Origin of the sequence: Corallococcus sp. AB049A, assembly GCF_003668885.1 — a bacterium.
In the GTDB taxonomy this organism is placed as follows: domain Bacteria; phylum Myxococcota; class Myxococcia; order Myxococcales; family Myxococcaceae; genus Corallococcus; species Corallococcus interemptor.
Map to the genome: position 1 here is coordinate 1 of NZ_RAWL01000105.1, position 22362 is coordinate 22362.

The 22362-nt window shown below is 70.6% G+C and carries 21 protein-coding genes and 1 pseudogene; 12 read left to right on the top strand and 10 right to left on the bottom strand.

Going from position 1 to position 22362, the window contains the following annotated elements:
• Positions 1–779: pseudogene (locus D7X55_RS13955) on the bottom strand (TIGR02266 family protein); the annotation flags it as partial.
• A 16-nt stretch (positions 780–795) separates the two neighbouring features.
• Positions 796–1170, bottom strand: a complete 375-nt coding sequence (locus tag D7X55_RS13960; RefSeq protein ID WP_120552505.1) for a response regulator — start codon at positions 1168–1170, stop codon at positions 796–798.
• 82 nt (positions 1171–1252) lie between these two features.
• Between D7X55_RS13960 and D7X55_RS13965 the strand changes: the two genes are divergently transcribed.
• Together D7X55_RS13965 and D7X55_RS13970 are read left to right on the top strand one after the other, a co-directional pair.
• Complete coding sequence (locus tag D7X55_RS13965; RefSeq protein WP_199746961.1) at positions 1253–2650, top strand: M20/M25/M40 family metallo-hydrolase; 1398 nt, start codon at positions 1253–1255, stop codon at positions 2648–2650.
• A gap of 27 nt (positions 2651–2677) precedes the next feature.
• Positions 2678–3010, top strand: coding sequence for a hypothetical protein (locus D7X55_RS13970; protein ID WP_147470108.1), 333 nt, complete (start codon positions 2678–2680; stop codon positions 3008–3010).
• 27 nt (positions 3011–3037) lie between these two features.
• Here the strand turns inward: D7X55_RS13970 and pip are convergent, their stop codons facing one another.
• Together pip and D7X55_RS13980 are read right to left on the bottom strand one after the other, a co-directional pair.
• Complete coding sequence (gene pip, locus D7X55_RS13975; protein WP_120552502.1) at positions 3038–4003, bottom strand: prolyl aminopeptidase; 966 nt, start codon at positions 4001–4003, stop codon at positions 3038–3040.
• 232 nt (positions 4004–4235) lie between these two features.
• Positions 4236–5399, bottom strand: a complete 1164-nt coding sequence (locus tag D7X55_RS13980) for a small ribosomal subunit Rsm22 family protein (RefSeq protein WP_120552501.1) — start codon at positions 5397–5399, stop codon at positions 4236–4238.
• A gap of 58 nt (positions 5400–5457) precedes the next feature.
• Here D7X55_RS13980 and D7X55_RS13985 point away from each other — a divergent pair, with 58 nt between their 5' ends.
• From D7X55_RS13985 to D7X55_RS13995, 3 genes are read left to right on the top strand one after another with little or no spacing between them, the layout of a single operon-like run.
• Complete coding sequence (locus tag D7X55_RS13985; protein WP_120552500.1) at positions 5458–6468, top strand: ATP-binding cassette domain-containing protein; 1011 nt, start codon at positions 5458–5460, stop codon at positions 6466–6468.
• Positions 6465–7271: an ABC-2 family transporter protein gene (locus tag D7X55_RS13990; protein WP_120552499.1), complete on the top strand. Its 807-nt coding sequence runs from the start codon at positions 6465–6467 to the stop codon at positions 7269–7271. The genes D7X55_RS13985 and D7X55_RS13990 overlap by 4 nt, the downstream gene beginning before the upstream one ends.
• Positions 7272–7278: 7 nt before the next feature.
• On the top strand, positions 7279–8073 hold the full coding sequence (locus tag D7X55_RS13995; protein WP_121723320.1) for an ABC transporter permease: 795 nt from the start codon (positions 7279–7281) through the stop codon (positions 8071–8073).
• A 15-nt stretch (positions 8074–8088) separates the two neighbouring features.
• Here the strand turns inward: D7X55_RS13995 and D7X55_RS14000 are convergent, their stop codons facing one another.
• On the bottom strand, positions 8089–9006 hold the full coding sequence (locus D7X55_RS14000) for an MBL fold metallo-hydrolase (RefSeq protein WP_233609844.1): 918 nt from the start codon (positions 9004–9006) through the stop codon (positions 8089–8091).
• A 131-nt stretch (positions 9007–9137) separates the two neighbouring features.
• Between D7X55_RS14000 and D7X55_RS14005 the strand changes: the two genes are divergently transcribed.
• Positions 9138–11309, top strand: coding sequence for a kelch repeat-containing protein (locus tag D7X55_RS14005; protein ID WP_233609845.1), 2172 nt, complete (start codon positions 9138–9140; stop codon positions 11307–11309).
• 9 nt (positions 11310–11318) lie between these two features.
• Here D7X55_RS14005 and D7X55_RS14010 read toward each other — a convergent pair whose 3' ends face one another.
• Both D7X55_RS14010 and D7X55_RS14015 read right to left on the bottom strand, forming a co-directional pair.
• On the bottom strand, positions 11319–12224 hold the full coding sequence (locus D7X55_RS14010; protein WP_121723317.1) for a helix-hairpin-helix domain-containing protein: 906 nt from the start codon (positions 12222–12224) through the stop codon (positions 11319–11321).
• Positions 12225–12287: 63 nt separating this feature from the next.
• A complete protein-coding gene (locus tag D7X55_RS14015) occupies positions 12288–12686 on the bottom strand; it encodes a RidA family protein (protein WP_120551374.1) in 399 nt (132 codons plus the stop codon).
• Between the two features lie 120 nt (positions 12687–12806).
• Here D7X55_RS14015 and D7X55_RS14020 point away from each other — a divergent pair, with 120 nt between their 5' ends.
• Positions 12807–14435 carry a peptide chain release factor 3 gene (locus D7X55_RS14020; RefSeq protein ID WP_121723318.1) on the top strand — a complete coding sequence of 543 codons (1629 nt, stop codon included), beginning with the start codon at positions 12807–12809 and terminating at the stop codon, positions 14433–14435.
• A gap of 54 nt (positions 14436–14489) precedes the next feature.
• A complete protein-coding gene (locus D7X55_RS14025; RefSeq protein ID WP_121723319.1) occupies positions 14490–16490 on the top strand; it encodes a hypothetical protein in 2001 nt (666 codons plus the stop codon).
• A 7-nt stretch (positions 16491–16497) separates the two neighbouring features.
• Here the strand turns inward: D7X55_RS14025 and D7X55_RS14030 are convergent, their stop codons facing one another.
• Positions 16498–17040: a hypothetical protein gene (locus tag D7X55_RS14030; RefSeq protein WP_120551360.1), complete on the bottom strand. Its 543-nt coding sequence runs from the start codon at positions 17038–17040 to the stop codon at positions 16498–16500.
• A gap of 44 nt (positions 17041–17084) precedes the next feature.
• Between D7X55_RS14030 and D7X55_RS14035 the strand changes: the two genes are divergently transcribed.
• Positions 17085–18590, top strand: coding sequence for a carboxypeptidase M32 (locus D7X55_RS14035; protein WP_120551361.1), 1506 nt, complete (start codon positions 17085–17087; stop codon positions 18588–18590).
• Between the two features lie 6 nt (positions 18591–18596).
• Here D7X55_RS14035 and D7X55_RS14040 read toward each other — a convergent pair whose 3' ends face one another.
• Entirely contained in the window at positions 18597–18863 is a 267-nt protein-coding gene (locus D7X55_RS14040) for a hypothetical protein (RefSeq protein ID WP_233609846.1), read from the bottom strand.
• A 282-nt stretch (positions 18864–19145) separates the two neighbouring features.
• Complete coding sequence (locus D7X55_RS14045) at positions 19146–20315, bottom strand: ribonuclease D (RefSeq protein WP_120551363.1); 1170 nt, start codon at positions 20313–20315, stop codon at positions 19146–19148.
• A gap of 65 nt (positions 20316–20380) precedes the next feature.
• Between D7X55_RS14045 and ttcA the strand changes: the two genes are divergently transcribed.
• The 3 genes from ttcA to D7X55_RS14060 all read left to right on the top strand — a co-directional run.
• On the top strand, positions 20381–21238 hold the full coding sequence (gene ttcA / locus D7X55_RS14050; protein WP_120551364.1) for a tRNA 2-thiocytidine(32) synthetase TtcA: 858 nt from the start codon (positions 20381–20383) through the stop codon (positions 21236–21238).
• A complete protein-coding gene (locus D7X55_RS14055; RefSeq protein ID WP_120551365.1) occupies positions 21217–22041 on the top strand; it encodes a tellurite resistance TerB family protein in 825 nt (274 codons plus the stop codon). The genes ttcA and D7X55_RS14055 overlap by 22 nt, the downstream gene beginning before the upstream one ends.
• Positions 22042–22053: 12 nt before the next feature.
• Positions 22054–22362 (top strand): PhnD/SsuA/transferrin family substrate-binding protein (locus tag D7X55_RS14060; RefSeq protein WP_147470109.1); only part of this gene is annotated, 309 nt, incomplete at its 3' end.

Below are 22362 nucleotides of genomic sequence, written 5' to 3' on the forward strand. Positions count from 1 at the left end.
GTGGGCGTCATCACCGGCGGAGGCCGGGCCGGCGCGGGCGGTGGCACCGGACGCGTCATCGTGCCCGGTGCAGGCGTGGGCGGAATGGACGCGGCCACCGGACGCGTCATCGAACCCGGGACGGGCGTCGGCGGAATGGACGCGGCCTGCGGACGCGTGAGGGAGCCCGGAACAGGCGTGTGCTGAATGGACGCGGCCACCGGGCGCGCGGGCTGCGGACGCGCGGGCACCGCGGTTCCACTCAAGGGCAGCGGCGCGGCGGGCCGCGCACCGGTCATGTCCAGCCGGGGCGGCGGGGGCGCGGGCGGCTGCATCGCGCCCTGGAGGAAGAGCGTCTCCGCCTCGCGGATCCGCCTCGAGAGGAAGTCGAAGATTTCGACGGAGACCTTGCGCAGCTCCGGATGCAGATCCGCCGCCAGGTGCTCCGGCGAGAAGCGCTTCGCCATGCGGAAGAAGGCGAGCCGGAACTCGTCGAGCGTCGCATTCGGCTTGAGCCCGAACACCTCGTGCGGCGGCAGGTGCAGCAGGCCCCGCAGCTGGTTGCGCAGGCGCTCGGCCTGCTGCGTCTCCAGGGAGGCCGTGGGCGCCGCGGTGGTGAACAGGTCGCGCACCTCCGGGAGGTCCTGGAGCGCGATCCAGTTCGTTCCGTCGCGCGACGCGCGCACGGCCGTCTTCAGGCGACCCGACGAAATGAGGTCGCGGAAGGCTTGCAGCTGGAGGGGGCCCAGCACGCGGCCGAGCGAGTCTCCCACCCAGTAACCGACAACGTTTGACGACACGGGGACCTCGGGGGAGTCAGGACGCCAGGGCCTGGCGTACGGCGGCGGCGATCTCCAGGGGATGGAACGGTTTGCCCACGAAGCCCATCGCCCCCGCGGCGATGGCCTGCTCCACCACCGGCTCCGCGTCCATGCTGCTGATGACCAGCACGCGCGTGTCCGGCGAAACGCTCTTGATGGCGCCCAGCACCTCCAGCCCGCTCTTCTTCGGCATGAAGAGGTCCAGGAACATCACCGCCGGCTGCTCCTTCTGCGCCAGCGCCAGCCCTTCCTCCCCGTCCGCCGCTTCCAAGAGCCGCAGGTCGATCCCCGTGTCCGCGATGACGTCCTTGAGGATGCGACGCACGAAGCTGTCGTCATCCACCAACAGCAGGGTAGGTAGTCCAGGCATGGGCGGCAGGATACATAAGACGCGCGACGTTTGGGCGCGCGCATCCCACGTGCCTGCTCGGCTTTTGGGTTAAGGGGTGGGCATGTCCACCGACCCCGCGCTGTCCCATTTCGAGTCCCACAAGGCCGCGTACCTGGAAGACCTCAAGGCCCTCGTACGCATACCCAGTGTGTCCTTTCCCGGGTTCGACGCGGGCCTCGTGCGCAAGAGCGCGGAGGCCACCGCGGCCCTCCTGAAGGACCGTGGATTTGAAAACGTCCAGTTGCTCGAAATCGAGGGCGCGCATCCGTATGTCTACGGCGAGGTGCTCAAGGCGCCAGGCCGCCCCACGCTCCTCCTCTACGCGCACCACGACGTGCAGCCCGCCGGAGACGAGGCCGCGTGGAAGAGCCCGCCCTTCGAGCCCCAGGAGCGCGATGGCCGCCTGTACGGCCGCGGCGCGGCGGACGACAAGGCCGGCATCGTCGTGCACACGTCCGCCGTGGACGCGTGGCTCAAGAGCACCGGCCAACTCCCACTCAACGTGAAGGTCATCATCGAGGGCGAGGAGGAGGCGGGCAGTGACCACCTGGGTGCATTTCTCCAGAAGCACGCGAAGTTGGTGGCGGCGGACGCCATCGTGTTGACGGACACGACGAACTTCGACACGGGCCTGCCTTCCATCACCACGGCGCTGCGCGGGCTGGTGACGGTGGACGTGGAGGTGCGGGGGCTTCAGCAGGCGGTGCATTCCGGCATGTGGGGCGGGCCCATTCCGGATCCGGCGATGGCGCTGTGCCGGATGCTGGCGTCGCTGACGAACGCGGATGGCACCATCGCCATCGAGGGCGTGATGGAGCAGGTGAAGCCGCTGACGGCTTCCGAGCGCGAGAGCATCCAGGCGCTGCCCGGTGACGAGGCCACCTTCCGCGAGCAGGCGGGCATCCGCGAGGGCGTGCAGCTGCTGGGCGGCGGACGTCATCCGTGGGAGACGAACTGGCGCCAGCCGAGCCTGGCCATCAACGCCATCCAGGCCAGCAGCCGCAAGGACGCGCGCAACATCATCGTGGAGTCCGCGTGGGCGCGCGTGGGCATCCGCGTGGTGCCGGACATGAACCCGGAGGACGTGCAGCGCCGGCTGGTGGAGCACCTGAAGAAGGTGTGCCCGTGGGGGCTGGAGCTGGAGATCCGCGAGGACCAGGCGTCCGGCTGGTGGTACACGGATTCGTCGCACCCGGCCTTCCAGGCGGCGTTCCGCGCGCTGGAGAAGGGCTACGCGAAGAAGCCCGTGACCATCGGGTGCGGCGGGTCCATCCCGTTCGTGGAGCCGTTCGCCAAGGAGCTGGGCGGCGTGCCCGCGCTGCTCATCGGCGTGGAGGATCCGTACACGTACGCCCACTCCGAGAACGAGAGCCTGCACCTGGGTGACTGGGAGAAGGCCATCCGCTCCGCCATCCACCTCTACGAGGAGCTGGCGAAGTCACTGACCCCTCGCCGCTGAGCGGGGAATGGGGTGGAGTTCGCTCCCATGCGCTCTGTCCGCCCTGCCTGGAGTGTCCTCGCCATCCTGAGCTGTGTCCTGTCCTCCACGGGGGCCCTGGGAGCGGAAGCGCCCTGGGCTGTCGTGCTGGAGGAGCAGGCCCAGGCGAAGGAGCGCGTCCTGGCGCTCCAGGCGCAGGTGAAGCAGGGCAGCACGGACGACCTGTCGCTGGTGGAGGTCGCGGCGGATCAACCGGGCCCGGACGCATGGAGGCGCTTCAACGTCTCCATGGCGGGCCAGCACGCGGCGCACCTCGTATGGAGCGCGCGCAAGTGCGAGTGGGAGATGGACGCCCCGGAGCCCGAAGGCCAGGACATGTGACGTCCCGGCCCAAAGGCTCTCTTGAGGCTACAGGCCGCGGAAGCGGTCCGTGGCTTCAATCAGGGCGGAGGTGTTGCCGGGCTCGTTGGCGGAGTGGCCCGCGTCCGGCACCATCACGAACTGGGCCTCCGGCCACGCGCGGTGCAGGGCCCACGCGCTCTCCGGCGGGCAGACGACGTCGTAGCGCCCCTGCACGATGACGGCGGGGATGTGGCGGATGCGCTGCACGTCGTCCAGCAGCTGGGTGTCGGTGCGCAGCCAGCCCTTGTTGACGAAGTAGTGGCACTCGATGCGCGCGAAGGCGATGGCGAACGCGTCCCCCGCGTTGCGCGCGATGAGCTCCGGGTTGGGGTACAGGCAGCTCGTGCGGCCCTCCCATACGCTCCACGCCTTCGCGGCCTCCTGCTGCGAGTGCTTGTCGTCGCCCATCAGCCGCCGCTGGTACGCGTGGAGCAGGTCGCCGCGCTCCTCCTCCGGGATGGGCGCGAGGAACTGCTCCCACGCGTCCGGGAACATCGCGTCCGCGCCGCGCTGGTAGAACCAGTCAATCTCCTGCTTGCGCAACAGGAAGATGCCGCGCAGCACCAGCTCCGTGACGCGCTCCGGATGCGCCTCCGCGTACGCGAGCGACAGCGTGCTGCCCCACGAGCCGCCAAAGAGCAGCCAGCGCTCCAGGCCCAGGTGCTCGCGCAGCCGCTCCATGTCCGCCACCAGGTCCCAGGTGGTGTTCTGCTCCAGGCTGGCGTGCGGCGTGCTGCGGCCACAGCCGCGCTGATCAAACAGGATGATGCGGTAGACGGCCGGGTCGAAGAAGCGGCGCTGCTTCGGGTCGGTGCCGCCGCCCGGGCCGCCGTGCACGAACACCGCGGGCTTGCCCTCCGGGTTGCCGCTCTCCTCGAAGTACAGGGTGTGGCCCCCGGTGACCTTCAAGTAGCCGGTGCGGTAGGGCTCGATGGGGGGATAGAGCGTTCGCAACGGCGTGGGTGCGGGCACGGGATTCCTTCCTTGGGAATGAGGTGCGGCGCAACCTAACAACAGCCGGCGCCTGTGGGGCGAGCCGTTCAGAAATACCACGTCAGCCCGAGAACGACTCGCCACGGTCCATCTTTCACGGTGGTGGTGCGCTGATGCGTTCCACCATCACGCTCCCGGGAAATTTCGCGCTTCAGCGGCCAGGACTTGTCCCCCTCCTACGGAGTGGCCCCCTGGCCCTGGTCGTGCCCGCTCAGGGTTTCTGCGCGGGGGGCACGCCGCGGCCGGCCTGGGCCACCATGCGCACCTCGGCGTTCTCCCCGAGCGCGTAGCCGTCGCCCTTCGTCTCCAGGTCCGTCGCCTCGATGACGTCGCCGCGCTGCAGGTGGAAGAACTTCTCGTTCTTCTCCGAGCGGTGGCGCTCCTGCATCGCCAGGCCCACGCGGCCCTCCGGCCCGCAGCCGATGTAGCGCTGGCGGCCCTTGCCCTCCAGCGACTCGCTGACGATGCGGAACAGCCGGCCCGGCGGCGGCTCCGGCCAGGCCTCGCCCTTGGGCGCCACCACCAGGTAGCTCATCTTGAGCGATTCCTTGTGGAAGCCCGCCGCGCGCGCCAGCTCCTCCACCACGCGAGGCATGGGCCATGCGCGCTCCGCGTGGCACCAGTCCGTCTCCTTCACCAGCGCGGGGCACGCGCCGCGGAACATGCACGGCGCGCGGATGGCGTAGCCGCGCTCCACCAGGAGGTCGCGCACCTTGAGCAGGTTGCGGCTCGTCTCGCGCAGCGCGGGCTCCATCACCAGCAGGCTGCCGCCCTTCTTCACCTTGGCGAGCACCGACTCCAGCAGCGCCGCGCGCGGCTTCAGCGCCTCATCCGTCGCGCCGTAGAGCTCGTTGATGACGTGCCCCATGGTGATGAGGTCGTACTGGCCCTCCGGCAGCTGGGCGTTCTTCTTCAGCGGATCCCACTCGCGCGTGGCCAGGGCCTCGCCGGCCTCGGTGGCCAGCTTGCGCGCCAGCTCCAGCGCCGGCTTGCTGCGGTCCGCGGCCGTCACCTCGCTGCCGCCCGCGTCCATGGCGGCGAAGGCCACCGGGCCCGGGCCGCTGCCCAGGTCGAGCACCTGGCGAGGGCGGTTGGGCAGCTCTCCCAGCACCTGACGGGCCTGGGCGTAGGACACCGGCCAGTAGAAGAGGAGGTAAGCGCCCAAGAGGCGCGGGTCGTCCATGTAGCGGGCGCCGGCCAGCTGACGCTCGCGGGTGAGGCCGTGCGACAGCTGCTTCACGCCCGCGCCCACCTCCTTGACCTCCTGCGGCGTGAGGCGGCCTTCCGGCCCGTCCCCCCGGCCCCGGGACGCGCGCCACACGGAGATGAGCCGGGGCAGCCATCGCTCCAGGTCCTTGCTGTATGCGTTGCTCATCGTTGCCTTCACATCAGGGGTCGCCACCCGGAGGCGACCGCGTTAAACCCACTCCGCCATGATTTCCGTCCGCGGACTGCGCAAGCACTATCAGGTCCACAAGCGCCCGCCTGGCCTGAAGGCGGCCCTGCGCTCGCTCGTCCACCGCAGCTACACGACCGTCAAGGCCGTGGACGGCATCTCCTTCGACATCCAGCCCGGGGAGCGCGTGGGCTTCCTGGGGCCCAACGGCGCCGGCAAGACGACGACGCTCAAGGTGCTCGCCGGCCTGCTCCACCCGTCCGAGGGGGAGGTCACCGTGGATGGCCACGTGCCCCGCTTACGCGAGGAGGCGTTCCTCAAGAAGATCATGCTGGTGATGGGGCAGAAGCAGCAGCTGTTGTGGGACCTGCCGCCTTCGGAGACGTTCGAGCTCAACCGCGCCATCTACGACGTGCCCCGCCTCCAGTACAAGCAGACGCTGGATGAACTGGTGTCGCTGCTGGAGCTGGAGGACCTCATCGGCAAGCCCACCCGCCAGCTCAGCCTGGGCGAGCGGATGAAGTGCGAGCTGGCCGCGGCCCTCATCCACCGCCCCCGGGTGCTCTTCCTGGACGAGCCCACCATCGGCCTGGACGTGTCCATGCAGGTGACGATGCGCGCGTTCATCAAGGCGTACAACGAGAAGACGGGCGCCACGCTCATCCTGACCAGCCACTACATGGACGACGTGGCGGCGCTCTGCCCGCGCGTCATCGTCATCGACAAGGGGCAGCTGTCCTACGACGGCAGCCTGGACGCGCTGGTGCAGCGCGTGCGCCCGGAGAAGCGCGTGGTGCTGCGGCTGGGCCAGCCCGTGGACGCGGGCCTGCTCACGGCGCTGGGCAAGGTGGTGTCGCACGAGCCGGGCTCGGCGGTGCTGCAAGTCCAGCAGGACGCGGTGAACGCCACGGTGGGCCGCGCGCTGTCCACGCTGCCGGTGACGGACCTGACGGTGGAGAACGCGCCCCTGGAGGAGGTCATGAGCGAGCTGTTCCAGGAGGGCAAGGCGCGCCGGGCGGAAGCGGCCCGGGAGGCGGTGCCCGCGTGAGCCTGCGCACGTCGCTCAAGGCGCTGCCCACGATGCTGCGCATCGGCTTCTCCGAGGCGGTGGCCTACCGCGCGGAGATGGTCATCTGGGTGCTGGCCACCACCATGCCGCTCATCATGCTGGCCCTGTGGTCGGCGGTGGCGCGAGGCGGGGCGGTGGGCCGCTTCGGGCAGGCGGAGTTCACGGGCTACTTCCTCGCGGCCTTCTGCGTGCGGCAGATGACCAGCTCCTGGGTGGCGTGGCTGGTCAGCTACGAGGTGAAGCAGGGCACGCTGGCCATGCGGCTGCTCAGGCCCATCTCCCCGCTGCTGGCGTACGCGACGGAGGTGCTGGCGGGCATCCCGCTGCGCGTCGCCATCGTGCTGCCCGTGCTGGGCATCAGCGTGTGGGCGGCGGGCGCCGAGCGGGCCGTTCCCACGTCGCTGGGAGGCTGGGGCCTGTTCGCGCTGGGCATCGTGGGCGCGTGGCTCATCACGTTCTATCTGAACGTGCTGCTGGGCACGCTGAGCCTGTTCCTGGAGAGCAGCCAGAAGCTGATGGAAGTCTACATGGTGCTGTTCTTCGTCTGCTCCGGGTACATGTTCCCGGTGGAGTTCTTCCCGCCCGGCGTGCGCACCGTCATCGAGTGGCTGCCGTTCCGCTACCAGATGGGCCTGCCGGTGGAGCTGCTGACGGGGGCGCACGGCGCGAGGGAGGCGTGGGCGCTGCTGGGAGCGCAGTGGGCGTGGGTGGCGGGCCTGGGCGTGGTGTCCATGGCCGTGTGGCGGCGGGGCCTGGCGCGCTTCGCGGCGTTCGGAGGGTAGGGCGGTGGTGAACGTGAAGCGCTACCTGCGGCTGTTGGGCGTGCAGCTGAAGGCCTCCGGGCTGCTGGCGCTGCAGTACCGCGCGGACTTCCTGGCGGAGGGGCTGACGTCGCTGGCGTGGACGTTCACCGCGCTGGCGCCGCTGTTCGTCGTCTTCGGCGCGCGGCCCAGCATCGAGGGCTGGACGTTCCAGGAGTCGCTGCTGGTGGTGGGCTGGTTCACGCTGTTGCAGGGCGTGCTGGAGGGCGCCATCAGCCCCAGCCTCACGGGCATGGTGGAGCACATCCGCAAGGGCACGCTGGACTTCGTGCTGCTCAAGCCCGCGGACGCGCAGTTCCTGGTGTCCACGCAGCGCTTCCTGCCGTGGCGCGCGGTCAACGTGCTGTCCGGCGTGGGGCTGTTCGTCTACGCGTTCGTGTCGCTGGGCAGATGGCCGTCGCTGCCGGGCATCTTCGCGTCGCTGGTGCTGCTGGCGACGAGCATGCTCATCCTCTACTCGATGTGGATCCTCGTGGTGAGCGCGGCCTTCTTCGTGGTGAAGGTGGACAACCTCACGTACCTGTTCACGTCCATCTTCGACGCCGCCCGCTGGCCGTCCTCGGTGTTCCGGGGCTCGCTGTCGTGGGTCTTCACGTTCATCATCCCGCTGGCGCTGATGACCACCTTCCCCGCGCTCGCGCTGCTGGGCCGGCTGCCTTGGACGTGGCTCGTGGGCGCGGTGGTGGGCTCGGTGGCCTTCGCGTCGGTGGCGCGGTGGGTGTGGCTGATGTCCATCCGCCACTACACGTCCGCCAGCAGCTGAGGCCTCACCGAAGCTTCAAGGCCTGCGCGCCTGCCGGGCCCACTCCGCGCGCACCACGTGGAGCAGGAGCTTGTCGTAGGCGTAGCCGGGGTAGCGCGCCTTCATCCGGGCCTCCACGGTCGCCAGCGGGTCGCTGCTGGGGTGCTCCGCGTGGCGCTCGCGGGTGACTTCCTCCCGCACGGCCTGGACGTAGGCGGCCTGCGCGTCCAGCAGCTCGGGCCCGCCGGGCAGGCCGCGTCCCGGGTGGATCCACTTCGGCTTCAGGGCGCGCAGCTCTTCCAGCCGCTGGAGCCATTCCGTGGTGTCGCCGCCCTCGAACCAGTTATGCGTGTCCCGGGCCACCAGGTCTCCGGTGAAGAGGTGGCCTTCCCACTCCACGACGACGTGGGCCGCGCTGGAGCCCGCGCCCAGGACGTGGGCCTTGAGCGTCACTCCGGCCGCGCTCAATTCGCGGGTGCTGTCGCCGAAGCTGTCCGCGAGCACGAGCTCCCGGGGGTAGCGGCCATTCCAGTACTGCTTGAAGAGGGACGGCGCCCACTTCTCGTGGACCGCGGGGATGCGCTCGCGCACCGGGCCGGAGGTGACGACCGGGACGCCCAGCTCCTGGAGCAGGGCCGTGCCGTTGAAGCTCTCCGGGTTCGCGTGCAGGACGATGGCGAGCTTGGGCTCCTTGCCGGTGACGTCCTTCGCGAACGCCAGCTCCTTGCGCAGCGCGGAGGGCAGCAATTGCGTGTCGATGAGGACCAGGCCCTCCGGTCCTTCAAGCCAGTACGAAGCGGTCTGGAGTGACCACTCGGAGGAGATGTATCCGCCGACCCGGAGGTCGCCCTGCTCCTGGAGGGAATGGGAGCGGTAGTGCGTCGCGACGACGGGCTGGGTGGCGCCACAGCCCCACAGGAACGAACTCAACACGGCGGCGAGGAACAGTCGCATGAAGCCAGATTATACCCGTGGAGTCTGGCTGATAGGGATTCCGCTGTTGTCTTTCCTGCGTCTGGGTTAAGGGCCGCCCCCCTGGCGGCCGTAGGCCGCATCCCCCTCGAAGTGAAGGACCTCCCCCCTCGATGATCCGTATCCGTTTCCACGGCCTGCTGGCCGCGCTCGCGCTTGCGTGCGCGACAGCCTGTGCCCCTGAAGCACCGTCTTCCATTGCCTCCACGTCCACGTCCACCTCGCGCCTGGACACGTCCGCGTGGAACAGCGCCGGCACCATGGCCTCCGTGCGCGTGGACGCCACCGCCACCCTGCTGCGCTCGGGCTACGTGCTCGTCGCGGGCGGAGGGACGTCCGCCGCGGAGCTGTATGATCCGCGCACCAACCGCTGGTTCTCGCTGGGCGCCATGGGCACCAGCCGTCAGCGCCACACCGCCACGCTGCTGTCCTCCGGCAAGGTGCTGATGGTGGGCGGCGGCACCTCCGTGCTGGCCTCGGCCGGCGCGGAGCTGTTCGACCCGGACACCAACGGCTGGTCCGCCGCGACGGGACTGGACCTGCCCCGCTCCCAGCACACCGCGACGTTGCTGCCGGATGGCCGGGTGCTGGTGGTGGGCGGCGACAGCGGCTTTGGCAACGCGCTGTCCAGCGCGATGCTCTACACCCCCTCGACCAACACCTGGACCGTCACCGGCCGGATGAGCGCGGCCCGGCTGGGCCACACGGCGACGCTGCTGCCGGATGGCCGGGTGCTGGTGACGGGCGGCCGGGACAGCGCGAACGGGGACGTGCTCGCGACGGCGGAGCGCTATGACCCCGCGACGGGCGAGTGGACGGCGGTGGGCCGCATGGTCACCCAGCGCATGGGGCACACGGCGACGCTGCTCACCTCCGGGCAGGTGCTGGTGGCGGGCGGGTTCGCGGGCAGCCTCGCGACGGAGACCTCCGAGCTGTTCGACCCGGGCACCGGCACGTGGACGTCCCAGGGCTCGCTGCCGTTCCAGTCCGTCTTCCACACCGCGACGCTGCTCACCTCCGGGCAGGTGCTGGTGACGGGTGGCTCCACGGGCGGGCAGCCCTACCTGGACCGCGCCGCGCTCTACACGCCGGCTACCGGGACCTGGACGGAGACGGCGACGATGTCGTCGCGCCGCATCAGCCACGCCGCCGTGCTGCTCGCGTCGGGAGAGGTGCTGGTGCTGGGCGGCGTGCCCCAGGCGGGCTCGCGCAGTGCCTCCGCGGAGCGCTACCGCCCGTCCGTCCTGCCGTGGAGCACGGCCGCGAGCCTGGGCACCGCGCGCTCGCAGCTCACCGCCACGCGGCTGAACACGGGACACGTGTTGATCGCGGGCGGTGTGTCGACCTCGGGCAGCGCGCTGTCCGGGGCCGCGCTGTACGACGAGGCGGCGAACACCTGGCGGGACACCGCCGCGCTGAGCTCCGCGCGCTTCCTGCACTCGGCCACGCCGCTGGGGGATGGCCGCGTGCTGGTGAGCGGCGGGCAGAAGGATGCGTCCACGTGGCTGTCCGCCACGGAGGTGTACGCGCCCGCCACGGACACCTGGACCCAGGTGGGAAGCCTGGTGACAGGGAGGGCCCGTCACACCGCGACGTTGCTGAATTCCGGCAAGGTGCTGGTGACGGGAGGCGCGTCGGGCGCGAGCACCGCCTCCACGCTCGCGAGCGCGGAGCTGTTCAACCCGGCCACGGGCACCTGGAGCCCCACGGGGACCATGGCGCGCGCGCGCACGTACCACGCGGCGGTGGCGCTGCCTTCGGGCGAGGTGCTGGTGATGGGCGGCGGCTCCACGGGGACGGACGCCATCACCGCGAGCGCGGAGCTGTATGACCCGGCCACGGGGACCTGGAGGCCCACGGCGTCCATGGCGGTGGCGCGCTACGGCCACATCGCGGTGCCGCTGGGCAATGGCAGCCAGGTGCTGGTGGCGGGCGGCTGGGGCGTGGATGGACCGCTGCGCTCGGCGGAGCTGTACGACGTGGCGCACGGCACCTGGAAGACCGTGGCGCCCATGAGCATGCCGCGCTACCTGCCGCACGCCACGCTGCTGCCCACGGGGCGCGTGCTGGTGGTGACAGGGGAGGGCGGCTCGGGGCTGGGCGTGCTCGATTCCGCGGAGGTGTATGACGCCGCGATGAACGCGTGGACGCCCGCGGGCATCCTCTCCACGCGCAACACGCACCACGGGCTGGCCCTGCTGCCCTCGGGCCGGGTGCTCGTCGCGGGAGGCAGTGGAAGCGGCGGCGCGCGCGTGGCGGTGGACGTGTACTCACCGGCGCCGTGAGCGCTTGAATCAGGCTCCCGCGTGCGGCGCTTCGTGGGCCGCGTCCTCGCGGGCGTAGTGCGCGAGGCATTCGTCCTCGCGCCCTCGCACCACCCGTCTGCCTTTGAGCGGCCCGACGTGGGAGGTCACCACCGTGTACTGGCCTTCCACGTCGTCCTGGTCGTAGTAGATGACCACCCAGTCGTCCGTGGCGTTCTGCTGGTGCGCCAGCGCCGTGTTGGAGAAGAGCGCGCGGAAGTTCCAGTCGTCCGCGTGCTCGCGCATCACCGGCAGCCAGGCCTCTCCGGAGGGGTTGAAGCGCTTGGGCGCGATGCGCTTCAGCTCCCCGGCCTCCGCCCTGCGCCGGTAGTCCGCGTCCACGCGCAGGAGCAGCGCCACCGTCGGGCGCGGCTCGTCCTCTCCCGCGTGGGTCCTCGCCCGCTCGCGCTCCCGCCGGTTGCGGCTTAGCCGCGCCGCCAGCACCTCGCGTACCTGCTCCGCGCGCCGGGGGCCGAAGCCCTCCACGCGCTCCAGCCGTCCGTCGTGCGCGGCCAGCTCCAGCGCCTCCAGCGTCGTGATGCCCAATTCTTCGTGGATGCGCTTCGCCAGCTCCGGCCCGATGCCGGGCACGCTGGCGAGCAGGCTCTCGGGGGACGACTCACCCTCCAGCCGCTCGAGCAGCCCCACGTGTCCCGTGCGCACCAGCTCCGCGACCGTCCCCGCGATGCTCTTGCCCACGCCGGGCAGCGCCCGCAGGCCTGCCTCGCCCTCGGCCGCCAGCACCTGCGCCACCGAGTCCGGCCAGTTCGCGATGGTCGCCGCCGCCTTGCGGTAGGCCCCCACCCGGAAGGGCATCGCGTCCTGCGTGTCCAGCAGGTCCGCCACCCGCTCCAGCGCGTCAGCGATGTCGATGTTGCTCTTCCATTCGACGCCCATGGTACCTGGAAGGTAGGGACTCACCGGGAGGACGGCCACCCCACGGACCGGCACCGGGCGGGGTCAGGGCAGGGCGGACGCCACCACCGCGTCCGCTTCGATTTCCACCAGCATCCGAGGGTCGATGAGCGCCTTCACCTCCACCATGGAGGTGGCGGGGCGGATGGCCGAGAACACCTCCCCATGGGCGCGGCCAATCTCCTCCCAGCGGGAGATGTCGGTGACGTACATGCGCGTGCGCACCACGTCCTCCACCCGGGCGCCCACCGCCTCCAGCGCGGCCCGGATGTTGGACAGCGCCTGGGCGGCCTGCCGGTACGCGTCCCCTTCACCCACGAGCTGGCCGGCCGCGTCCGTGGCGGTGGTGCCGGAGACGGACACGAAGGGGCCCGTGCGGACCGCCCGCGAGTAGCCCACCCGGGGCTCCCAGGGGGTGCCCGTGGCATGGAGGATGCGCTGCATGGCGTGCTCCGATGTGGGCCTGAGGGAGGGCTGCCCCGGAGGGCCGGAGCCCGGCCGGACCTCCTGGCGCTGCTTGCACAGCTGCAAGGAACGACCGCCCGTGATAGTTGGCCTCGGATCATGGCCAACGAGCTCGAGAGGGAGGTCGCCCGGCGACGGACCTTCGCCATCATCTCCCACCCCGACGCGGGAAAGACAACCCTGACGGAGAAGCTGCTGCTCTACGGCGGCGCCATCCACCTGGCCGGCAGCGTGAAGGCCAAGCGGGCGCGGCGGCACGCCACCAGCGACTGGATGGAGCTGGAGAAGGAGCGCGGCATCTCCGTCACGTCGTCCGTGCTCCAGTTCAGCTACCGCGACCACGCGGTGAACCTGCTGGACACCCCGGGCCACCAGGACTTCTCCGAGGACACCTACCGCACGCTCTCCGCAGCCGACGCGGCGGTGATGCTCATCGACGCGGCGAAGGGCGTGGAGCCCCAGACGAAGAAGCTCTTCAAGGTGTGCCGCATGCGCGGCATCCCCATCTTCACCTTCGTCAACAAGCTGGACCGCTTCGGCCGTGAGCCGCTCGATTTGATGAACGAGCTGGAGCAGGTGCTGGGCATCCGCTCGTACCCGATGAACTGGCCCATTGGCATGGGGCCGGAGTTCCGCGGCGTCTACGACCGGCAGGCGCGCGTGGTGCACGTGTTCTCCGCGGAGGGCTCGCACGGCGAGTCGGAAGTGGCGGAGCGTTCGGTGCCCATCGACTCGGAGGAGATCAAGACGGTCCTCACGGAGAACGAGCTGGAGAAGCTCCGCGAGGACATCGAGCTGCTCGACATCGGCGGGGACGAGTTCACGCGCGAGAAGTCGGACGCGGGCCAGCTGTCGCCCATGTTCTTCGGCAGCGCGATGACCAACTTCGGCGTGCGGCCCTTCCTGGACGCGTTCCTGGACCTGGCGCCCGCGCCCACGTCGCGCCCCACCACGCAGGGCCCGCGCGAGCCCACGAACCCGAAGTTCGCGGGCTTCGTCTTCAAGATTCAAGCGAACATGGACCCCGCGCACCGCGACCGCATCGCGTTCATGCGCGTGGTGTCCGGCCGCTACGTGAAGGGCATGAACGCCTTCCACTCGCGCCTGGGCAAGGAGGTGCGGCTCGCCAAGCCCAGCCAGTTCATGGCCGCCGAGCGCACGTCCATTGAAGACGCGTGGCCGGGGGACGTCATCGGCCTGTTCGACCCGGGGCAGTACCGCATCGGCGACTCGCTGGCGGAAGGCTCGCAGGACGTGCTCTTCGAGGGCGTGCCGCGCTTCAGCCCGGAGTTCTTCGCCATCGTGCGCTCCAAGGACCCCCTGCGCCGCAAGCAGATGGAGAAGGGCCTGGAGCAGCTGTCCGAAGAGGGCACGGTGCAGATCTTCCAGCAGCTCTCCATGGGCATGAAGGACCCCATCGTCGGCGTGGTGGGCGCGCTCCAGTTCGAGGTGCTGCAGTACCGCCTGGAGCACGAGTACGGCGCGAAGATCGCCCTGGACCGGCTGCCCTTCAGCCACGCCCGCTGGGTGGTGGGCCAGAACTTCGACCCGAAGCAGTTCGACTGGGAAGGCAACCGTCAGACGGTGCAGGACCGCGACGGGCTGCCCCTGGTGCTCTTCCGTGACGACTGGGCGCTCCAGCACGCCGAGGAGAAGCACCCGGAGCTGAAGTTCGTCTCCGAGGCCCCGCTCTTGCGGCCGGGGCTCACCGGCGCCACGGGCAGCTAGGCAGCGCGAAGGACCCGGCCGGGGGGGACCCGCCATGGTTTCAGGAGTGCAGGAATGACCGAGTCAGCAGGGGGCACGGCAGCTTCGCCGCGAGGGCGGAGGCTGCCGGCCGGGGGACTCGCGGGCATCGCGTTCATCGCGGCGCTCGCGGTCTGGCCGTTGTTCAAGTACCAGGCGGGACCGCCCGCGGAGCTGCGGCTGCGCTACGAGAAGGTGTCGTGGCCGCAGACCGGCGGCGTGACCTTCCAGCGCGAGGGCCACGGCCCCCAGTCCATGCCGCTCACGGCGGAGGCCCTGACCCAGGTGCTGGGCGACGGCGTGCCGGAGGGGATGCAGGAGGTGCGCATCCCGCTGCCCCGCCGCTCCGTGTCCGCGGAGGTGGTGCTGACGGACATGTCCGAGCGGCGCGTGTCCCAGGTGACGTGGGTGGGCATGCGGGCGCCGCTGCTCTTCGGACAGCCCCCGCCCCTCACGTTCGAGCAGCGCGTGGACGAAGGCGGCGTCGCCACCGTCACCGTTCCCCGGCTGCTGCCGGGCTTCTGGGCGCTGGACGTCGCGGACCCGGGCATGGTGCTGGGGACGTGGTTCTTGCTGTGGCTGTTGCTGGAGGCGCGCTTCGGGACGGGGACGGCGGCCGCGTTCGCGCGGAGCCGCGCGGGCTGGGCGAAGTACGCGCTGCCGCTCGCGCTGGCGTGGGGCTTCCTGTGGGCGCTCTACTTCCCGGGGCTCATCGGGTTTGATCCGCTGCTGCAGTGGGACCAGGTCGTCAAGCGCGAGTTCCTCAACTGGCACCCGCCGTTCCACACGTGGTGGCTGTGGCTCATCGCCGGGCCGTTCGACTCCATGGCCGCGGTGAGCGGGCTCCAGGTGCTGCTGTTCGCGGCGCTGATGGGCAAGGTGCTGGAGGAGCTGGGCCACTGGAAGGCGCCGGGCTGGGCGCGGTGGGCCGTGGTGGCGTGGGCCGCGCTGTCTCCGGCGCTGGGCACCAACGTCATCGCGGTGTGGAAGGACGCGCCCTTCACGCTGATGTGCCTGTGGGTGGTGCTCATCGTCCTGCGCGCGGAGCGCACCGGCGTCTTCACGGTGAAGGACGCGGCGCGGCTGGGCCTGTGCGTCGCGTGCATCAGCCTCCTGCGCCACAACGGTCCGCTGCTGGCGTTCCCGCTGCTGGTGAGCGCGCTGTGGCGCTACCGGGGCACCCGGCAGCGCGGCACGCTGGCCATCGTGGGCGTGGGCCTGACGCTGCTGGTGCGCGGGCCGGTGTACATCGCGGCGGGGGTGAAGCCGTCACCGCCGCTGCTCACGCAGGTGCTGAGCATCCACCGGCTGGGCACCGCGGCCCACTACGCGGACTCCCTGCCCCCGGAGGACGTGCGCACGCTCACGTCCCTCATGCCGCTGGAGGACTGGCGCCGGCTCTATGACTGCGAGGCCGTGGGGCGGCTCATCTGGCCCGGCTCGCCGCTGTTCGAGCACCCGGAGCGGCTGGAGGGCCGCGCGCTGGAGCTGGCGGGCGTGGTGGGGCGCTTCGCGAAGAGCCACCCGGACGCCGTCTTCGACCAGTGGGTGTGCGTCACCCGCTATCTGTGGGCGCTGGACTCGAGGCTCTACATCGGCCCGTTCGACCCGAGCGGCAACGCGGTGGACCGGAACTTCTTCGGCTGGAAGACGCACTCCTGGTTCCCCAAGCTGAACTGGGAATACACCCAGATGCTGCTCAAGGCCTCCATCGGTGAGCGCTGGCAGCGCGTCTCCATGTGGCAGCCCGCGCCGTCGCTGTACCTGTTGCTGGCGGCGCTGGGGGTCGTGCTGTGGCGTCAGCGGAGCATCGGCGTGCTCCTGGCCATGCAGTGCGCGCTCACCAACACGGCCGCGTGGCTGGTGCTGTCACCCAACCCGGACCTGCGCTTCCAGTTCCCGGCGATGCTCTTCGCGCCGCTGGCGCTGGCCCTGGTGCTGGCGCCCCGGCTGGTGAAGGCCCAGGCCCGGAGGGAGCCCGGGGCCCAGGCCCAGGTGGACGTGGCGGCGGCGCGGGGACAGGACACCGCCGCCTGAGCGGGGGCTACTTGTGCGGCACCACGGTGCCGCCGCGGAAGGCGGAGTCGCGCAGCACCAGCCCCTCCTTGAAGAGGCGCGCGGCGCGGTTGCCCACGAAGAAGTCCTTCGGGTCGCCCCGGCGGAAGGTCTTCTTCACGAACTCCTCCACCTCCAGGTAGAGGCGGCGGAACTTGTCCGGGGCCGCGTCGCGGCGGCCCGTCTGGGACGTCACCTCCAGCTCCACCCACATCTTCCCGCTGAGCAGCTCGCCCTCTTCGTTGCGGCGCGAGCGCTCGATGAAGATGACGGGCGAGCGCACCTCGTCGATGCGCCAGAAGCCCTTGTCCGGGCCGCGCTTCACCTTGTCCACCATGGCGGGGCCAATCTCGCTGGCCACCAGGTAGAGGTCCTCCTCGGGCAGGCGCGGGATGTTCTCCGCGGTGGCGCGGAAGGGCACCCAGTCCGGGGGCACCCGGCGGGGGTAGACCTCCAGGACGTGGCGCTCCAGGAAGCGGAAGAAGGCGACCTCGTCGTCGGGTGCCATGAAGAATTGGAGGATGTTGGCCATCGCGGGCGTCCTCATACCCTGGAAGCGCGCTAGAAACACAGGCCATGGACTCCTGGCTGCGCGCGCGGATGCATGAGCTGAACGACCTGAACAGCGTCATCAACCTGGCTTCCTGGGACCGGGAGGTCTACCTGCCCTCCAAGGCGGCCACCGCCCGCGCCCAGCAGCTGGCCACCGTCCAGTCCCTCCACCATGAGCGCCTGGTGGACCCGCGCCTGGGCGAGGCCCTGGCCCGCGCCGGGGAAGGGGGGCCGGACGCCCAAGCCCTCACGCCCGACGAGCGCGCCATGGTGCGCGTCCTCACCCGTGAGCGCGACCGCGCCGTGCGGCTGCCCGCCCGGCTGGTGACCGCGCTGGCGGAGGCGCAGGGCGAAGGCCTCACGGCGTGGCGCGAGGCCCGCTCCACCAGGCGCTTCGAGCGCTTCCAGCCCGCGCTGGAGAAGCTGCTCGCCCTGCGCCGCGAACAGGCGGACGCGCAGGGCCACGACGGCGAGCGCTACGACGCGCTGCTGGAGGGCTTCGAGCCCGGCATGCGCGTCAAGCGCCTGACGCCGGTGCTCACCGCGCTGCGCGATGCGCTCATCCCCATGGTGGCCGCGCTGGGCGGCCTGAAGCGGCCCTTCCCCGCGTTCCTCTCCGGCCGCACCTACGACACGGCCCAGCAGTGGCAGTTCACCATGCGGCTCTTGAAGGCCGTGGGCTTCGACCTGGAGGCGGGCCGCCAGGACGTGAGCATCCACCCCTTCACCAACAGCGTGCACGCGCAGGACGTGCGCCTCACCACGCGCCTGGACGCGACGTGGCCGCCGGCCGCGCTCTTCGGCACGCTCCACGAGGCGGGCCACGGCCTGTACGAGCAGGGCTTCTCCGAGGAGCACCACCGCACGCCGCTGGCGTCCGTGCCCTCCATGGGCCTGCACGAGTCCCAGTCCCGCCTGTGGGAGAACCTGGTGGGCCGGGGCCGCGCCTTCTGGGTGTCCCACTTCCCCGCGCTGAAGGACGCCTTCCCCCAGGCGCTGGCGGACGTGGACCTGGACGGCTTCCACGCGGGCATCAACCACGTGGTGCCGTCGCTCATCCGCGTGGAGGCGGATGAGGTGACGTACAACCTGCACATCGCCCTGCGCTACGAGCTGGAGCTGGCGATGCTGCGCGACGAGCTGCCCGTGTCGGAGCTGCCGGCCGCGTGGAACGAGCGCATGCGGCGCTACCTGGGCATCACGCCCCCGGACGACACGCAGGGCGTGCTCCAGGACATCCACTGGGCCTGGGGAGAGCTGGGCTACTTCCCCACGTACTCGCTGGGGAACCTCTACGCGGCCTCGCTGTACGCCGCCGCGAACCGGGCGCTGCCGTCACTGGAGGCGGACCTGGCGCGGGGCGACACGTCGTCGCTGCTCAACTGGCTGCGCACGAACCTGCACTCGCACGGCTTCCGGCTGCCCGCGGAGGAGCGCGTGCGCGCCATCACCGGGGAGGGGCTCACGGACAAGGACTTCCTGGCGTACCTGCGCGGCAAGTACGGAGCGCTGTACGGCATCAAGCTCTAGCGTCCTCTAAGCCGCGAACACCAGCGGGCGGCACGCGCGCGCCAGGTGCAGCGCGTCCCGCGCGAGCGCGTGCGAGTCCGGGTCCTGCGCCTCCAGCCACGCGGCGCGGGCCACCTGGTTGCTCAGTTCGAAGCACAGGCTGGCGGTGCGGCGCGACAGCCGGCTCTCCTTCTGGAGCGCGCGCACGTTCAGCTCGCACAGCTCCGCGCACTGGCGCAGCAGCCGCACCGCGTCGTCGTCCGCGGCGATGCCCTGGGCCGTCAGCCGCGCCATGCCCGCCTCGCAGGCCGACTGGCACTTCAGGCTCGCGGCAATGCACCGGGAGACCTCTGTCCGCGCCCCGCCTGTCCTGGCTCCCAACATGGCCACGCCCTCCCTTTGTGCGGCGTCAAAGGTACGCACGCACGCGGATCTCGCAACCGGCACCCAGGCCGCAGATGGGGCTTCAACATCTGCGTTCCAGGGTCATGGACAGCGAGCCGGCAACGGATGCACAAGCCCCGCGCACGATTCAGCCGAATCGTACTCCAGCTGCCTTTTCGTCGGGGGCGAACGTCAGCTTCCCAGCACCGGAAAGGGCTTGAGCAGCTCGACCAGCTTGTCGCCATACAGCTTGATCCGCTTTTCCCCGAGGTAGGGCAGCTGCGACAGCTCCTCCACGCTCGCGGGCGGCCTGGACGCGAGCGCGTCCATGAGCGGGTTCGTCAGCACCACGCTGGGCGTCACCTTGCGCAGGGTGGCCTGTTCAACTCGGAAGGCCTTGAGCGCGTCCTCGCGCTTGCGCCGGTGGGGGTCTCGCGGACCCTTCTGTTCGCGGTCCAGGTCCAGCTCGCCCCGGGCGGCCTTCTGCTGGTGGTCGCGGATGAGGGCGAGGATGGCGTCGCCGTGGGCGCGCACCACCGCGCCGCGCACGCCGGCCGCGCGCGCCAGGTCCTTGTGCGTGTCCGGCTGCTTCAGCGCCAGGTCGGTGATGGCCATGTTGGACAGCATGCGGCCCATGGGCACGTTGTCCTTCTCCGCCCACTCCAGCCGCAGCTTGTGCAGCCCCTGCGCGATGGCGTACGCGAGCGCGTACTGCGCGGTGGACAGGCCGCTTCGGGACAGCTTGGGCTTGTACTCGGCGCCCACCTCCGGCCGGGCCTCCGCTTCCGCGCACATGCGGTCGCAGTCCAGCAGCACCTCCTCCAGGATGTCCGCCTCGCGGCACGCGTCGCGCACCTGGCGGCCCAGCTCACAGAGGTAGCGCACGTCGTTGGCGATGTAGTCCCGCATGCCCGGGGGCAGGGGACGCAGGGAGAAGTCGGACTGCTGGTGCTCCTTCGGCAGCTCCACGCCCAGCCGTTCGCGGGCCAGGTCCGCCAGGCCCACCTTGGGCCACCCCAGGAGCGTCACCGCGCGGTGCGTGTCGAAGAGGCCGCGCACGCGCACGCCGGCCTCCGCCAGGAACTGCAGGTCACCCTGGGCGGCGTGGAAGTACTTCGTGCGAGCGGGGTCCTCCATCATGGGGGAGAGCAGGCGCGGATCCACGCCCGGCTGGAGCGTGTCGAAGAGGAAGATGTCCGTGTCGGTGCCCAGCTGGAGGAAGCACAGGCGGGCGCGGAAGGCGTGCATGGCGTCCGCCTCCAAATCCACCGCCACTTCCGGCGCGGCCTCCAGCACCCGCGTGGCGGCTTCCTCGCCCGCGCGGTCCACCACATCCAAGGCACCCTGAGGGAAGGTCGGCATCGCGGGGAGCAGGCTAGCGGACCGGCCCGCCCCTTTGACGTGTTTTTTCCCGAACCGCCGCTAGGATGGCCCCGCCGATGAACGACGCCCAACGTCTTGAAAAGAGCCTGCTTGGCCACATGGGCCGGGCCATCGCGGACTTCCGCCTCATCGAGGCCGGGGACCGCATCATGGTGGGCGTGTCGGGAGGCAAGGACTCCTACACGATGCTCCACCTGCTGCGAGAGCTGCAGCGGCGAGCCCCCGTGAAGTTCGACTTGCTGGCGGTGAACCTGGACCAGGGCCACCCCGGCTTCCCCGGCCACATCCTGGAGGGCTACTTCCAGAAGGAAGGCTACGCCTACAAGATGCTGAAGGAGGACACCTACAGCATCGTCCTGGAGAAGACCCCGCCCGGGAAGACGCAGTGCTCGGTGTGCTCACGGCTGCGCCGGGGCATCCTCTACAACGCCGCCGTGCACCTGGGCTGCAACAAGATCGCCCTGGGCCACCACCGCGACGACCTCATCCACACGATGCTCCTGAACATGTTCTTCGCCGGGAGCCTCAAGGCGATGCCGCCGCTCCTGAAGAGCGACGACGGCCGCAACGTGGTCATCCGGCCGCTGTGCTACGCGCCGGAGAAGGAGATCATCCAGTTCGCGCAAGAGAAGCAGTTCCCCATCATCCCCTGCGACCTGTGCGGTTCGCAGGAGAACCTGCAGCGCAAGCGGATGCAGAAGCTGGTGGAGGACCTGGGCAAGGAGATCCCCAACGTCCGCCAGAGCCTGCTCAACGCGATGTCGAACGTGCGGCCCACGCACCTCTTGGACAAGACGCTGAACCCGGACCCGCTGAACGCGACGGAAGACGGGCCCGTGGCCACCCCCCCCACCAACGAGACGCAAGGGAGCGCCAGTCCATGGCTCGAGAGCAGGCAGTAAAGGCGCGCAAGGAGCGCAACGCGGCGCTGGTGGAGGCCATGCTGCTGGCCGCGATGGCGGACGGCAGCGTGTCCCAGCGCGAGATGCAGACGCTGCTGGCGCGCGTGCTGGAGCGCCCGGAGTTCGAGGGCACGCAATCCGGTGAGCTGAACCTGCTGGTGGAGACCAGCGCGGTGCGGCTGGCCGAGGCGCGCAACCTGGAGGAGGTGCTCTCCTCGCTGCGCCGCAGGCTGCCGGACCACAAGAACCGGATGCTGGCCTTCGGCCTGGCGGCGGCGGTGGCGCTGGCGGATCAGCGGGCCACCCGGTCGGAATTGGGGCTGCTCAAGACGTTCCAGGCGGCGCTGGGCATCTCCGAGGACGAGGTCGCGCAGATCATCGACGTCATCGAGCAGGGCGGCAGCCTGTCCGAGGCGCTGGGCGAGCCCCTGGAGCGGCTGTTCGCGGAGGTGATGGTGCTGGTGCTGGCGGCGGACGGCCAGCTGAAGGAGGCGGAGGCCCGCGCCATGGTGGAGAGCTTCGCGGCGGATCCGCTCTTCCAGAACGTGAGCCCGGAGCGGGCGCAGGGCTTCGTGAGCGAGTCCGTGGCGGCGCTGGCCACGGACGGCCTGCCCCAGCGGCTCCAGGTCCTGGCGCACGGGCTGGCCACGCACTCGCAGCGGGTGAAGGCCTACCAGCTGGCCACGAAGATTGCCCACGCCTCCGGGCGGACGAGTAACGCGGAGCAGCGCATCCTGGATCTGCTCCAGGCAACGTTCGGTCTGGCTGACGATGAAGTGGCGCGGTTGGACCAGCAGGGGTAAACCGGGAGTCGTATGACCCCGCACGTCCCCTCTGGTTCGCGGCACTCCTTCCGTTTCGGCCTGCCGCCGTCCCTGGGCAGTGAGACGGCGCGCGAGCGCGCGGAACGGCTCGCGTCGTTCCTGCAGCGCGCGCTGGGCAAGCTGGTGGAGGTCAGCGTGGCCACCAGCTACGAGACCCTGGCCAAGGACCTCCTGTCCGGGCGCGCGGACGCGGCCTGGGCGCCGCCCTTCGTGTGCGCGCGCATGGAGGCCATGGGCGTGCGGGTGCTGGCGCGCGGTGTGCGCCGGGGCATGTCCAGCTACCGCTCCGCGCTGGTGGGG

Bases quoted from the DNA above. Each gene is read 5' to 3' on its own strand.
- D7X55_RS14025 (WP_121723319.1), top strand. From the start codon at position 14,490: ATGACCGAGTCAGCAGGGGGCACGGCAGCTTCGCCGCGAGGGCGGAGG.
- D7X55_RS13960 (WP_120552505.1), bottom strand. From the start codon at position 1,170: ATGCCTGGACTACCTACCCTGCTGTTGGTGGATGACGACAGCTTCGTG.
- ttcA (WP_120551364.1), top strand. From the start codon at position 20,381: ATGGCCCCGCCGATGAACGACGCCCAACGTCTTGAAAAGAGCCTGCTT.
- D7X55_RS13985 (WP_120552500.1), top strand. From the start codon at position 5,458: ATGATTTCCGTCCGCGGACTGCGCAAGCACTATCAGGTCCACAAGCGC.
- D7X55_RS14040 (WP_233609846.1), bottom strand. From the start codon at position 18,863: ATGGCGCGGCTGACGGCCCAGGGCATCGCCGCGGACGACGACGCGGTG.
- D7X55_RS14000 (WP_233609844.1), bottom strand. From the start codon at position 9,006: ATGCGACTGTTCCTCGCCGCCGTGTTGAGTTCGTTCCTGTGGGGCTGT.
- D7X55_RS14035 (WP_120551361.1), top strand. From the start codon at position 17,085: ATGGACTCCTGGCTGCGCGCGCGGATGCATGAGCTGAACGACCTGAAC.
- D7X55_RS14005 (WP_233609845.1), top strand. From the start codon at position 9,138: ATGATCCGTATCCGTTTCCACGGCCTGCTGGCCGCGCTCGCGCTTGCG.
- D7X55_RS14045 (WP_120551363.1), bottom strand. From the start codon at position 20,315: ATGCCGACCTTCCCTCAGGGTGCCTTGGATGTGGTGGACCGCGCGGGC.
- D7X55_RS14030 (WP_120551360.1), bottom strand. From the start codon at position 17,040: ATGGCCAACATCCTCCAATTCTTCATGGCACCCGACGACGAGGTCGCC.
- D7X55_RS13965 (WP_199746961.1), top strand. From the start codon at position 1,253: ATGTCCACCGACCCCGCGCTGTCCCATTTCGAGTCCCACAAGGCCGCG.
- D7X55_RS14020 (WP_121723318.1), top strand. From the start codon at position 12,807: ATGGCCAACGAGCTCGAGAGGGAGGTCGCCCGGCGACGGACCTTCGCC.
- D7X55_RS14055 (WP_120551365.1), top strand. From the start codon at position 21,217: ATGGCTCGAGAGCAGGCAGTAAAGGCGCGCAAGGAGCGCAACGCGGCG.
- D7X55_RS13970 (WP_147470108.1), top strand. From the start codon at position 2,678: ATGCGCTCTGTCCGCCCTGCCTGGAGTGTCCTCGCCATCCTGAGCTGT.
- D7X55_RS13980 (WP_120552501.1), bottom strand. From the start codon at position 5,399: ATGAGCAACGCATACAGCAAGGACCTGGAGCGATGGCTGCCCCGGCTC.
- D7X55_RS14010 (WP_121723317.1), bottom strand. From the start codon at position 12,224: ATGGGCGTCGAATGGAAGAGCAACATCGACATCGCTGACGCGCTGGAG.
- D7X55_RS14015 (WP_120551374.1), bottom strand. From the start codon at position 12,686: ATGCAGCGCATCCTCCATGCCACGGGCACCCCCTGGGAGCCCCGGGTG.